The sequence below is a fragment of the Streptomyces katrae genome (assembly GCF_000717655.1).
Lineage (GTDB): Bacteria > Actinomycetota > Actinomycetes > Streptomycetales > Streptomycetaceae > Streptomyces > Streptomyces katrae_B.
Genome location: NZ_JNZY01000076.1, coordinates 1 through 12765, shown reverse-complemented (window position 1 = coordinate 12765; position 12765 = coordinate 1). Strand labels below are relative to the sequence as shown.

Annotated in this window: 9 protein-coding genes, 1 tRNA gene and 1 pseudogene; 5 read left to right on the top strand and 6 right to left on the bottom strand. The window is 68.1% G+C overall.

Annotated features, from left to right (window positions below):
• Positions 1–1149 (bottom strand): DEAD/DEAH box helicase (locus tag IF09_RS0139045; RefSeq protein ID WP_030304226.1); only part of this gene is annotated, 1149 nt, incomplete at its 3' end.
• 309 nt (positions 1150–1458) lie between these two features.
• Entirely contained in the window at positions 1459–1662 is a 204-nt protein-coding gene (locus IF09_RS0139040; RefSeq protein ID WP_030304224.1) for a cold-shock protein, read from the bottom strand.
• Positions 1663–2468: 806 nt separating this feature from the next.
• Between IF09_RS0139040 and IF09_RS42290 the strand changes: the two genes are divergently transcribed.
• On the top strand, positions 2469–3209 hold the full coding sequence (locus IF09_RS42290) for a helix-turn-helix domain-containing protein (protein WP_158710207.1): 741 nt from the start codon (positions 2469–2471) through the stop codon (positions 3207–3209).
• Positions 3210–3211: 2 nt separating this feature from the next.
• Positions 3212–3985, top strand: a complete 774-nt coding sequence (locus IF09_RS0139030; RefSeq protein WP_030304223.1) for a hypothetical protein — start codon at positions 3212–3214, stop codon at positions 3983–3985.
• An 878-nt stretch (positions 3986–4863) separates the two neighbouring features.
• On the opposite strand, the gene IF09_RS0139025 is transcribed toward IF09_RS0139030, so the two are convergent.
• Positions 4864–4937 (bottom strand) — tRNA-Gly (locus IF09_RS0139025).
• A gap of 478 nt (positions 4938–5415) precedes the next feature.
• Here IF09_RS0139025 and dcd point away from each other — a divergent pair.
• Together dcd and IF09_RS0139015 are read left to right on the top strand one after the other, a co-directional pair.
• On the top strand, positions 5416–6003 hold the full coding sequence (gene dcd, locus IF09_RS0139020; protein WP_030304221.1) for a dCTP deaminase: 588 nt from the start codon (positions 5416–5418) through the stop codon (positions 6001–6003).
• Positions 6000–6500 carry a phosphoribosyltransferase gene (locus IF09_RS0139015; protein ID WP_030304218.1) on the top strand — a complete coding sequence of 167 codons (501 nt, stop codon included), beginning with the start codon at positions 6000–6002 and terminating at the stop codon, positions 6498–6500. Before dcd ends, IF09_RS0139015 begins: the two co-directional genes overlap by 4 nt.
• A 63-nt stretch (positions 6501–6563) precedes the next feature.
• On the opposite strand, the gene IF09_RS0139010 is transcribed toward IF09_RS0139015, so the two are convergent.
• From IF09_RS0139010 to IF09_RS41385, 3 genes and pseudogenes are all read right to left on the bottom strand, one after another.
• On the bottom strand, positions 6564–7487 hold the full coding sequence (locus IF09_RS0139010; protein ID WP_030304216.1) for a Yip1 family protein: 924 nt from the start codon (positions 7485–7487) through the stop codon (positions 6564–6566).
• A gap of 891 nt (positions 7488–8378) precedes the next feature.
• A pseudogene (locus IF09_RS0139000) lies at positions 8379–10586 on the bottom strand ((Fe-S)-binding protein); the annotation flags it as partial.
• A 110-nt stretch (positions 10587–10696) separates the two neighbouring features.
• Positions 10697–11341, bottom strand: a complete 645-nt coding sequence (locus tag IF09_RS41385) for a sugar transferase (protein WP_234321335.1) — start codon at positions 11339–11341, stop codon at positions 10697–10699.
• Positions 11342–11669: 328 nt separating this feature from the next.
• Between IF09_RS41385 and IF09_RS0138990 the strand changes: the two genes are divergently transcribed.
• Positions 11670–12765: Hsp70 family protein (locus IF09_RS0138990; protein WP_030304210.1), on the top strand; the 1096-nt coding region annotated here is incomplete at its 3' end.

Here is a 12765-nt window from a genome sequence, read left to right as displayed (position 1 = left end):
GTTGTCGACGTGGATGCCGCGGGCCGCGACGTTGGTGGCCACCAGCACCGTCACGTGCCCGGTCTTGAACTGGGCCAGGGTGCGGGTGCGCTGGGGCTGCGACTTCCCGCCGTGCAGGGCCGCGGCCCGTACGCCGCTGTTCAGCAAGTCCTGGGTCAGCCGGTCGACGGCGTGCTTGGTGTCCAGGAACATCATCACGCGGCCCTCGCGCGCCGCGATCTCCGTCGTCGTCCGGTGCTTGTCGGCACCGTGGACGTGCAGCACGTGGTGCTCCATCGTCGTCACCGCACCGGCCGAGGGATCCACGGAGTGCACGACCGGGTCGGTCAGGTAGCGCCGGACCAGCCGATCGACGTTGCGGTCCAGGGTGGCGGAGAACAGCATCCGCTGCCCCTCGGGACGCACCTGGTCCAGGAGGGCGGTGACCTGCGGCATGAAGCCCATGTCGGCCATCTGGTCGGCTTCGTCGAGGACGGTGATCGCGACCTGGTTCAGCCGGCAGTCACCGCGGTCGATGAGGTCCTTGAGGCGGCCGGGGGTCGCGACGACGACTTCGGACCCGCCGCGCAGTGCTCCGGCCTGCTTGCCGATCGACATTCCGCCTACGACGGTGGCCAGTCGCAGCTTCACCGAGCGGGCGTAGGGAGTCAGCGCCTCGGTCACCTGCTGCGCGAGCTCACGCGTCGGTACGAGGATCAGGGCGAGGGGCTGGCGGGGCTCGGCGCGCTGCCCGGCGGTGCGGGCCAGCAGCGCGAGGCCGAAGGCCAGGGTCTTGCCGGAGCCGGTGCGGCCGCGGCCGAGTACGTCGCGGCCCGCGAGGGTGTTGGGCAGGGTGGCGCCCTGGATCGGGAACGGCACGCTCACGCCCTGCGCGCCGAGGGCGGCCAGCAGCTCGGCCGGCATGGCGAGATCGGCGAAGGCCTCGACGGCGGGCAGCGCGGGAGTGATGGTCTTCGGCAGGGCGAACTCGCCTTGGACCGCGGAGGGGCGGCGGCCGTAGCCGCCCGAGCGGCTCGGACCTCCCGAACGGCTCGGGGCCGACGAGCCGGAGCGGCTGCCCCCCTCCGAACCGGCGGCAGCGCCGAAAGCAGGGCCGCCGGTGCGGCTGCGGGTGCGAGAGGAACGGTCGTTCGTACGTGTGCGGTTCATTCAGAACCTTCCTTGATGCCAGCACGTATCAAGGAATTCCCGCAGCGGAATAGCGGCGCGGGGCATCACAGGAACGGGCCGAATGGAATGCGAAAGCGGCTCTGGCCTACAGGGATTCTGTATGGCGCCCAGGCGCTGAGAGGGGGCGTCACGCGGACGCAAAATCCAGAGAAATCGAATGGGGTGAAGCTCCGAGGAGGCTGCAACCCGAATTCCTCGCCCCGCAGGCGATACCACTGCGGGAAATGTGTGCAGCTGGGGCCCGCACCCCGAGGGATGCGGGCCCCAGCTACGAAATGCGCGTCAGTGTCAGGCGGGAACGATGTTCTCGGCCGTCGGGCCCTTCTGGCCCTGCGCGATGTCGAAGGTGACCTTCTGGCCCTCCAGGAGCTCGCGGAAGCCCTGGGCGGCGATGTTCGAGAAGTGGGCGAACACGTCAGCGCCGCCACCGTCCTGCTCGATGAAGCCGAAGCCCTTGGCTGCGTTGAACCACTTCACGGTGCCAGATGCCATGTCGAATCTCCTTATGGGGCAGTACACCAGCGTCCGTACTGTACGGACACCGTGTCGCCGCGATGATGCCCCACCGGAAAATGACCCGGAAATATGAAGCGCTCGACTGTGGCGCGGAGGCCGACTGGAGCGCTTGAAGTTTTTGGGTACCAAAACTGCAACCGAGAACGACAGTAGCACGCTGCAGCGGTTTGGGTGCGTTAAATATCTCCATCGTGTGCGGTGCGGAAAAACTCTCCCTGTGAGGGCCATTAAATTCTCTGACCGCGGGGATAGATATTGATTCCCCCGGAGTGCAGCGTTTCGGGGCAAGGGTGTCCGCCGGCTGCGGCGTGCAGTGGTGAAGCCAGCCCCGCTGGGAGGCCGCGAAAGACCCTCCGAGCAGGGCATTCCCGCCAGTTGGGGCACGCGGAGGGCGCGGGAGGGCCGGGCAGGTCTGGACAACGACGAAGGCGCAGGTCTGTGACCTGGGCCTTCGCATCTGAGCGGATGACGGGAATCGAACCCGCGCTATAAGCTTGGGAATCTATGATGTGCGGGCCTCGGTAGGGCATTTGACCTGCGGAAACGGTCTGCCGGGGGGAGCTGCCGCGAGGGTCCGCCCATACCTGTATTGACCGCTGTTCGCCGCTCCGAAGGGCACGGATGGGGCATGCGGCCGTTGGCCCGGGTCGTGCGGCACGTCCCTGCCGCGATGGTTGCGTCTTGCCTCCCGGACGCGTGAGGCTTGACGCAAGGTGGTCCAGGTGGGAGCCTGCTTGCGTGTTCCCTCCCGAATTCGTGAGGGGAGGCGCAAGGGGATGGTCATGGAACTGCTATCGGTGAAAGAGGCTGCGGCCCTGCTCGGGGTGGATGATTCCCGCGTCCGTCAGTTGCTGCATGACGGAAAGCTGCAAGGGCAGCGGGTCGGTGGCCGTTGGCTGGTTGCCGGGGACAGCGTCCGGGATCGCAAGGACCGGGGCCGTCGTTCGCGGAGACCGCTGTCGGCCCGCAATGCATGGGGCGTTCTGGCGGTGCTGGACGGCCATCAGCCGGTGGGCCTGTCCGATGCAGAGAAGTCCCGGGTGAGGACGCGGTTGCGGAACCTCCTAGCCCACGGGCAACTGTCTCCAGCTCTGGTCCAGGAGCTCCTTGCCGCCCGTGCCGAGGTTCGCTCGTACCGCGTTCATTCAGGCGTACTGCCAGTTCTGCTCGCCGCTCAGGATGTGGTGCGGGGGGGAGCGAGTGCTGCGGCGCAGGCAGGGGCGGACTACATCTCCCTCGGCCGTGCGGAGATCTACGTGCATCCCGACCGGGTCGAAAAGCTGGAAGCCGCGTTCGGCATGGTCCGTGATGAAGAGCGGGGCAATGTCTCGGTCCGAATCCCCCCGGCGGAGATGTGGCCGTTCTTGACCTCACGGTCTGAAACCCCAGGGCAGGGCCATGACGTCCCCGCCTCAGTGGTAGCGGCTGACTTGCTGGACCGCCATGAGAGCCGAGCCGACGCTGCCGCAGCTGGGTTGCTCGAGTCCCTGCTGACTCGCTACGCGCAGCCTCGGAAGGTGTGATCATGGCGGCTGATCTGCCCTATGTACGACTGGAGTCGGACCTGTTCACCGGCCCGCTGGTGGAGTTGTGGGGCGTGCTGTTCGACCTTGCGGAGCAGGTGCCGGACGCCTGGTCGCTGATCGGTGGGCAGATGGTGCTCCTGCACGGCCTGGAGCACGGTCGGACTCCACCGGCGGCGAGCGCCGACCTGGATGTCCTGGCTGACGTGCAGTCGGACCAGCAGAGCTTGCGTCGTTTGGTCGCGGCGCTGGAACGGCTCGGATTCTCCCCCGCCGGCATGTCGCCGCAGGGCAACCTGTTGCACCGCTATCAGCGCGGTGTGGAGCCGCAGCGATTGGTGGTGGATCTGCTGGCGCCCGACAACCTCGGCCCCCGTGCAGACCTCACAACGACGCCGCCCGGACGCACGTTGGAGGTGCCGGGCGGGCGGCAGGCTGCGCAGAGAACCGAGGCTGTGGGTGTGCAACTGGGGCCGCGGACCGGCCGGATCCGACGCCCCAGCCTGTTGGGGGCGATCGTGGCGAAGGCTGCAGCGGTGAGCATCAAGACCGCTTCACCGGAGCGCCACTACCGCGATCTGGCGTTCTTGCTCTCGTTGCCCGCCAATCCGCTGCAACTCAGAGATCAACTCGACAAGGGCGACCGTAAGAAGCGCGTGTTCGCGAAGGCCTTGAACGATCCGCAGCATGCAGCTTGGCGTCAACTGGCCGACGAGAGCGCACGGGCGGACGGCCAGGCCATGTTCGCGTTCTTGTCTCCGCCTGCGATGACGTGAGAACGGCCGAAGGCCTGTGACCTCGTCGCCGGCGAAGTGGTGCACAGGCGCGCAATGCAGTCGGAACCCTTGCGCTCTGTCCTGTTGGCCGCAACGTTGCCCGGTGAGCGTTTTGTCAGTGCCTGCTGTCACTCTTTCTCCTCAACTTCACAGGAGTAGAAGGAGGAAGACGGTGGCGGGACTTCTGAATGCCTTAGTACAGGTGAGGCGCCCTGGGCGGGCCCACTTGCCGGCGGTGGTGCCACCGCAGAGAGGTGAGCCCAGTGCCGCCGGGTCCGGGGCCGAGGCCGGTCAGCCCGACGGCGGCGGCCCGGCGGGTGAAGTGCTCCCTGCTGCCACTCAGCGCGTCTGGGTGATCGTTGAGGGGCCCGACGACCCGGATGAGACCCAGCGCGCGGTCGAGGCACTCGGATCCCAGCCGGGCTGGAAGGTACGGACAGCACAGCCGCACGACAGGTTGATGGTGACAGATGGGCGCGTTGTCCTGGTCATCGATGCCCTCGCGTACGGGGTTTGCCCTACAGACTCCCTTCGCAAGGCGGACGAACATGGGTCGTATGAGCCGCTGCTCTCGGTGCTACACCGCCGCATGGCTGGTGATTCCGAAGTGCGGATTGCTCTCCGGGTCGCTGCCACCCTGAAGGGCTCTATGGTCCGCGCATGCCAGCCCTCGGGTAAGGCCGCGTTGATCTACCAGCACTCTGATCACCACAGGCGGAAGGAGGTGCTGGTAGGGCTGAATGGGATGGTCACGCCGCGCGGCAGGAGGCTGCCGAGCAGGCCGCGCAGGGGAGACAGGTGGTGCGCAAGTGGTGCGCGGCGCCTAGATAGGTCTGGACAACGACAAAGCCCCAGGTCGCTGACCTGGGGCTTTGCATTGGAGCGGATGACGGGAATCGAACCCGCGCTATAAGCTTGGGAAGCTCATGTTCTACCATTAAACTACATCCGCATAACGTTCCAGTTGCCTGGATCGGTACCGTTGCACACTCTACCCCATGATCGACCCCCGGTGAATCGGCCGCGGGGTCGTCGTTGTGTGTGGGGTGCACCGAGGGTCGTGGGGGCGGGAGTTGGGGCGTACCGTACGGGTGCGCAGTGGTGCTCGAGGGCCGCTGGAGTGGCGGCTGGAGCAGGTCGCGATCATCCCCTAATGTGGCGATTCGTCGCAGTACAGCAGGTTGGGGAAAGGGACTCGATGGAGAACACCGTCGTCCGTTGTGCCGAAGGGCACGTTTTCAGTACCGCTTCGTTCCCGCTGCAGCACCTCGGTGCCGGCCGGATCGGGCCCGGACGGCTGCTGCGGTGCCCGCGTTGTGCACGGCTGCGGCATGCCGTGCCCGTCGGTGCGGCCGTCAAGCGATAGTCCGACAGGCGCGCGGGCCGCTCGCGATTGCGGGCGGCCCGCGCGCACTGCGTATCCTCGGGACGTGCTTCTCTCTGACAAAGACATCCGGGCCGAGATCGACAGCGGACGGGTTCGCATCGACCCGTTCGAGGAATCGATGGTGCAGCCCTCCAGCATCGATGTACGTCTCGACCGCTTCTTCCGGGTGTTCGAGAACCACCGCTACGCCCACATCGACCCCGCCACCGAGCAGCCGGATCTGACCCGGATGGTCGAGCCGGAGGGCGACGAGGCGTTCATCCTGCACCCGGGGGAGTTCGTACTCGCCTCGACGTACGAGGTCATCTCGCTGCCCGAGGACATCGCCTCCAGACTGGAGGGGAAGTCCAGCCTGGGCCGCCTGGGGCTGGTGACGCATTCGACCGCCGGGTTCATCGACCCCGGCTTCTCGGGGCACGTCACGCTCGAGCTGTCGAACCTCGCCACCCTCCCGATCAAGCTGTGGCCCGGGATGAAGATCGGGCAGCTGTGCATGTTCCGGCTCAGCTCGCCCGCCGAGTTCCCGTACGGCAGCGAGCGGTACGGATCGCGGTACCAGGGCCAGCGCGGCCCGACGGCCTCGCGCTCCTTCCAGAACTTCCACCGCACCCAGGTGAGGCACGACGCATGAGTGACGCAGTACGCGAGAACCTGAACTACGAGGGCTTCGGGCGCGCCGTCCGCGAACTCGCGCAGACCATCGCCGACGACGGCTACGAGCCCGACATCATCCTGAGCATCGCCCGCGGTGGCGTCTTCGTCGCCGGAGGTCTGGCGTACGCGCTCGACTGCAAGAACATCCACCTGGTGAACGTGGAGTTCTACACGGGTGTCGGGACCACGCTGGAGATGCCGGTCATGCTGGCGCCCGTGCCCGAGGCGATCGACTTCACCGACAAGAAGGTCCTCATCGCCGATGACGTGGCCGACACCGGCAAGACGCTGAAGCTCGTCCACGACTTCTGCCTGGGCCACGTCGCCGAGGTCCGGTCCGCCGTGATCTACGAGAAGTCGCACTCGCTCGTGAAGTGCGAGTACGTGTGGAAGAAGACCGACGAGTGGATCAACTTCCCGTGGTCGGTCGAGCCGCCCGTCGTGAAGCGTGAGGGCCAGGTTCTCGACGCCTGATCCCGATGGATGCGAGAGGGGCCCCGGTGCTTTTGCGCCGGGGCCCCTCTCGCATCTCGGTGCCTACAGCGTGCCCAGCTTGATGATCGACAGCAGTGCGACCAGCTGGATCGCGGACGCGCCCAGCGCCTTCGGCCACGGCAGGTCGTGCGACTTGCTGACGAGCGAGGTGAACAGCGCGCCGGCCGCCAGCCAGGTGACCCAGCCCAGCACCTGCACGAACATGTTGTCCCCGCCGAGGAACACGGCGAAGAGCAGGCGCGGTGCGTCCGTGATGGACATGACCAGCATCGACAGGCCGACGGTCGGCTGCCACGCGCCGTCGCCGCCCAGCTGGCGGGCCAGGGTGTGCGTGACGCCGCCCAGGATCAGCCCGCAGATGACGAAGGCCACACCCGCACTGAGGACGATCGGGACGGCGTTGGCGAGGGTGGCGTCCATGACGTCCTTGCGGGCGTCGTCGAGGCCGAAGACCGCGAGCAGGCCGTACAGGAACGTCACGATCAGCGCCGGGCCCCAGACGGCGTAGTCGCGCATCTGCAGGAAGGTCGGCCCCGGCCGCATCACGATGCCGCGGAGCAGCTCCTTCCACGGCAGCCGCGGGCCCGCCGGCGCGGCCGCCGCGGCGCCCGCGTGGTACGTCGCGCCCTGGCTGTACGGGTCCTCGCCGTACGCGAAGACCTGGGTGTGCCCCGGGTTGTCGTTCGCGTACGAGCCGCCGCCCGCGCCTCCCTGGCCGTACGGGGGCTGCTGCTGCCCTGGGGCAGGCGGCTGCTGCTGCGCGTACGGCTGTCCGTACGGGTCGAAGTACTCGGGCTCGCCATGGCCTCCGGCGGCGGGCTGCTGAGGCCACTGCTGCTGGGGAGGGTAGGGCTGCTGGCCGTACGGCGCCTGCTGCGGTTGCTGCTGACCGTACGGCTGCTGCCGCGGGGGTTGTTGGGGAGCGCGGTTGTTGTCCCTGCCGCGTCCGATCCTGAATCCAGCCACGTGATCGAACGTACCTGGTCCGGGGAGCGGTGGTGGGCGGGCCGCCGGAATAAGCACCCTTTGCGGCTGACCTGTGACATCCCCTAGGGGAACCCCGGGGGGCTGTCCTCCCGGCGGGGGAGCGTAGGCAATTGGCATCTGGCCCTACCGGCCGGGTCCGCGTTCGGGGACTCGCCGTCGGGGCCGGTGCCGGAGGTTCTGCCCGGGATCGAGCAGCCCGCGACCGACCCCGTGCCGCCGGTGGACCCGGTGCACCCGACCCTGCCGGCGGTGGTCCCGACCACGCCGCCGGTCAGGCCGGAGAAGCCGACCCGTGCCTTCGTGACCACGGTCACTTGCGGCTCCGCCGCGTCGGGGGCTGCGGCCCCCGGGCCCCCGAACGCCGGAACGGCCGGTCCCTTGAGCGGGGACCGGCCGTTTTGGCGTTCGGGTCGTGCGGACGGGCTACTTGGCGTTGCCGCCCTCGGCCGAAGCCTTCGGCTCGGCCTCGGTGGCGTCCGCCTCCGGCTCGACCTCGGATTCCGCCTCTGCCGCGGTCTCCGACTCGGCCTCCGGCTTGGCGGCGGCCGTCTCGGCCTTCGCCGCTGCTTCGGGCACGGCCTTGGCTTCGGCCTCGGCCTTCGCCGGGGCCTCCGCTCCCGCCTCCGCCTTGGCCGCAGCCTCGGTCTCCACCTCTGCGGCGGTCTCCACCTCGGCCTCCGCCTTCGCGGCAGCCTCCGCCTTCGCCGCAGCGTCCGCCTCCGCCTTGGCCTTCGCGGCAGCGGCAGCCTCGGCTTCCGCCTTGGCCTTCGCAGCGGCTTCCGCCTCCGCCTTCGCCTTGGCTTCGGCCTCAGCCTCAGCCGCCTGTTCGGCGGCCAGGGCCTCGGCTGCCAGTTCTGCCTCCGTCGGGGCCGGGGCCTTCACCGACTCCAGGAGGAGCTGGGCCACGTCGACGACCTGGACGGATTCCTTGGCCTGGCCGTCGTTCTTCTTGCCGTTCACCGAGTCGGTCAGCATCACCAGGCAGAACGGGCAGGCCGTCGAGACGATGTCCGGGTTCAGGGACAGGGCCTCGTCGACGCGCTCGTTGTTGATGCGCTTGCCGATCCGCTCCTCCATCCACATCCGGGCGCCACCGGCACCGCAGCAGAAGCCCCGCTCCTTGTGGCGGTGCATCTCCTGCTGGCGCAGCCCCGGCACGGCCGACATGATCTCGCGCGGCGGCGTGTAGACCTTGTTGTGCCGGCCCAGGTAGCAGGGGTCGTGGTACGTGATCAGGCCGTCCACCGGCGTGACCGGCGTCAGCCGGCCCTCGTCGATCAGGTGCTGAAGCAGCTGCGTGTGGTGGATGACCTCGTACTCGCCGCCCAGCTGCGGGTACTCGTTCGCGATGGTGTTGAAGCAGTGCGGGCAGGTGGAGACGATCCGCTTCGCCGACTTCGGCTTCTTCGTCGACGGGTCCTCGTCGTCCTCGCCGAAGGCCATGTTCAGCATGGCCACGTTCTCCTGCGCCAGCTGCTGGAACAGCGGCTCGTTGCCCAGACGGCGCGGCGAGTCACCGGTGCACTTCTCGTCGCCGCCCATGATCGCGAACTTGACGCCCGCGATGTTCAGCAGCTCCGCGAAGGCCTTCGTGGTCTTCTTCGCGCGGTCCTCGAGAGCGCCCGCGCAGCCGACCCAGTACAGGTAGTCGTACTCGGAGAGGTCCTCGGCGTCCTTGCCGACGATCGGGACCTCGAAGTCGACCTCCTTGGTCCACTCCACGCGCTGCTTCTTGGCCAGACCCCAGGGGTTGCCCTTCTTCTCCAGGTTCTTGAGCATCGTGCCCGCCTCCGACGGGAACGCGCTCTCGATCATCACCTGGTAGCGCCGCATGTCGACGATGTGGTCGATGTGCTCGATGTCGACCGGGCACTGCTCGACGCACGCACCGCAGGTCGTGCAGGACCACAGCACGTCCGGGTCGATGACGCCGTTCTCCTCGGCCGTGCCGATGAGCGGGCGCTCCGCCTCGGCCAGGGCGGCCGCCGGGACGTCCTTCAGCTGCTCCGCCGTGGCCTTCTCGTTGCCCTCCATGTCCTTGCCGCCGCCGGCGAGCAGGTACGGGGCCTTGGCGTGCGCGTGGTCGCGCAGCGACATGATCAGGAGCTTCGGCGACAGGGGCTTGCCGGTGTTCCACGCCGGGCACTGCGACTGGCAGCGGCCGCACTCCGTGCAGGTGGAGAAGTCGAGGATGCCCTTCCAGGAGAACTGCTCGACCTGGGAGACGCCGAAGACGTCGTCCTCGCCCGGCTCCTCGAAGTCGATCTCCTTGCCACCGCTCGTCATCGGCTGGAGCGCGCCCAGCGCGGTCGCGCCGTCGGCGTTGCGCTTGAACCAGATGTTCGGGAAGCCGAGGAATCGGTGCCAGGCCACACCCATGTTGGTGTTGAGCGAGACGACGATCATCCAGATCAGCGAGACGCCGATCTTGATCATCGCGGTGAAGTAGATCGCGTTCTGCAGGGTGCCGAGCGAGAGGCTCTTGAACGCCAGGACCAGCGGGTACGAGGCGAAGTACGCCGGCTCGTACGAGTCCACGTGGTGGATCGCGCCTTCGAGACCGCGCAGCGTCAGGATCGCGAGGCCGATGGTGAGGATCACGTACTCGACGAAGTACGCCTGCCAGGCCTTCGAGCCCGTGAAGCGCGACTTGCGGCCCGCCCGGGAGGGCAGCGACAGCAGGCGGATGACGATCAGCACGGCGATGCCGAGGATCGTCATGATGCCGATGAACTCGATGTAGAGCTCGAACGGCAGGAAGCCGCCGATGATCGGCAGCGTCCAGTCGGCCTGGAAGAGCTGACCGTAAGCCTGGACCAGCGTCGGCGGCAGCGTCAGGAAGCCGATCGCGACGAACCAGTGCGCGAAGCCGACGATGCCCCAGCGGTTCATCCGGCTGTGGCCGAGGAACTCCCGGACCAGGGTGAGCGTTCGTGCCTTCGGGTCGTCCGTACGGCTGCCTGCCGGTACGGGCTGTCCGAGCTTCACGAACCGGTAGATCTGCGCCACGGCTCGGGCGAGCAGCGCGACGCCGACCACGGTCAGGACCAGCGACACGATGATCGCGGCGAGTTGCATGGGAGGGCTCCTCGGGCGGGACTTACTAAGCGGTAACTTATTGAGTCAAGGCTTGAGGTTACCCATTCCCCGCGCCGCAATGTAGGTGAGCGAGCGGTGATCTGTGTCGCTCAGGCATGCCTCTGTCGGCACCGCTGTCGGTAGGCCGCCCGAGGGGTCTGAGCCAGGATCGCGAGATCCATCCCCAGCCAATGGCTCTCCACATAGTGCCGGTCCAGCAGGGCCATCTCCTCCCAGGGTAGGTCGGAACGTGAACTGACCTGCCACAAACCGGTCATTCCGGGCCGTACGAGGAGCCGGTCGGCCCGGTCCGTACGCGGCTCCGCGCGCGGCCCGACCAGCGACATCTCGCCGCGGAGCACGTTCAGCACCTGCGGGACCCCGTCCAGGGCGCACCGCTCCACGGCCGCGCCGAGCCGGCCCGCCGCGTCCGTGCGCAGCCGCCAGGTCCGGAACGGCCGCCCGGCCAGCCCGGCCGCCGGTTCCCGTACGAAGACCCGGCCGCCCTGGACCGCGTACAGCAGGGCGGCGACGAGCATCAGCGGCACCGCGAAGGCACCGAGCAGCGCCACGGCCCCGAGGAGGTCGACCACCCGCTTCGCCGAGAGGTCCGGGCGGTACGGGTACGGGGACGGGGACGGGAAAGGCTGCGGGGGCGGGGATGCGGGCGGGCGCGGAGTCGCGGGTCGCCGCCGCACGAGGCGCCGGATCGGGGGGAGCGTGAGCGGCGGCAGCGGCATGGGGGCACCCTGCATGCGCCTCCCGCGGTTTCCGTGGTGCCGCGCAGTGGACCGGCCGAGCATCGCCCGCTCGGCCCCTCGCTGCACCCCTCGGCCCGTCGCCGCACGCTCGGCTTCGAGTGGTCCTGGAGCGTTTTCCGCTCGCCCGCCGCACGGAAAGTTTCCGCAGGTGGGGGCCGCCTTGGATCGCTCGCCCCGCAGCTGCGCCGAGCCGCTCACAAAGCCCGTGTGAGCGTAAGCCGGCGATAAAAGTTGAGCCCCTCCCGCTCACCTCTGTTGACGCCGGCGCAGCGTTGCGGCATGGTTGAGTCTGTTCCACTCAAGTCAGCTGGAGGAAATCAAAATGGCACGTGCGGTCGGCATCGACCTGGGCACCACTAACTCCGTCGTCAGCGTTCTCGAAGGCGGCGAGCCCACCGTCATCACCAACGCCGAGGGCGCCAGGACCACGCCGTCCGTCGTCGCCTTCGCCAAGAACGGCGAGGTCCTCGTCGGCGAGGTGGCCAAGCGCCAGGCGGTCACGAACGTGGACCGGACCATCCGCTCCGTCAAGCGCCACATGGGCACTGACTGGAAGATCAACCTGGATGGCAAGGACTTCAACCCGCAGCAGATGAGCGCCTTCATCCTGCAGAAGCTGAAGCGCGACGCGGAGGCCTACCTGGGTGAGAAGGTCACGGACGCGGTCATCACCGTCCCGGCCTACTTCAACGACTCCGAGCGTCAGGCGACGAAGGAAGCCGGTGAGATCGCGGGTCTGAACGTCCTGCGCATCGTCAACGAGCCGACCGCCGCCGCCCTGGCCTACGGCCTGGACAAGGACGACCAGACCATTCTCGTCTTCGACCTCGGTGGCGGCACCTTCGACGTGTCGCTCCTCGAGATCGGCGACGGCGTCGTCGAGGTCAAGGCCACCAACGGTGACAACCACCTCGGTGGTGACGACTGGGACCAGCGCGTCGTCGACTACCTGGTGAAGCAGTTCGCCAACGGCCACGGCGTCGACCTGTCCAAGGACAAGATGGCCCTGCAGCGTCTGCGCGAGGCCGCCGAGAAGGCGAAGATCGAGCTGTCCTCCTCCACGGAGACCACGATCAACCTGCCCTACATCACGGCTTCCGCCGAGGGCCCGCTGCACCTGGACGAGAAGCTCACGCGCTCGCAGTTCCAGCAGCTGACCGCGGACCTGCTCGACCGCTGCAAGACCCCGTTCCACAACGTCATCAAGGACGCCGGCATCCAGCTGTCCGAGATCGACCACGTGGTCCTGGTCGGCGGCTCCACCCGCATGCCGGCCGTCGCCGAGCTCGTCAAGGAGCTCACCGGCGGTCAGGACGCCAACAAGGGCGTGAACCCGGACGAGGTCGTCGCCATCGGCGCCACCCTCCAGGCCGGTGTCCTCAAGGGTGAGGTCAAGGACGTCCTGCTCCTCGACGTGA

What these genes read in the sequence shown, in the direction of transcription:
- IF09_RS0139040 (WP_030304224.1), bottom strand. Translation starts at nt 1,662, where the DNA reads ATGGCATCTGGCACCGTGAAGTGGTTCAACGCAGCCAAGGGCTTCGGC.
- IF09_RS42290 (WP_158710207.1), top strand. Translation starts at nt 2,469, where the DNA reads ATGGAACTGCTATCGGTGAAAGAGGCTGCGGCCCTGCTCGGGGTGGAT.
- IF09_RS0139030 (WP_030304223.1), top strand. Translation starts at nt 3,212, where the DNA reads ATGGCGGCTGATCTGCCCTATGTACGACTGGAGTCGGACCTGTTCACC.
- IF09_RS0139015 (WP_030304218.1), top strand. Translation starts at nt 6,000, where the DNA reads ATGAGTGACGCAGTACGCGAGAACCTGAACTACGAGGGCTTCGGGCGC.
- IF09_RS41385 (WP_234321335.1), bottom strand. Translation starts at nt 11,341, where the DNA reads ATGCAGGGTGCCCCCATGCCGCTGCCGCCGCTCACGCTCCCCCCGATC.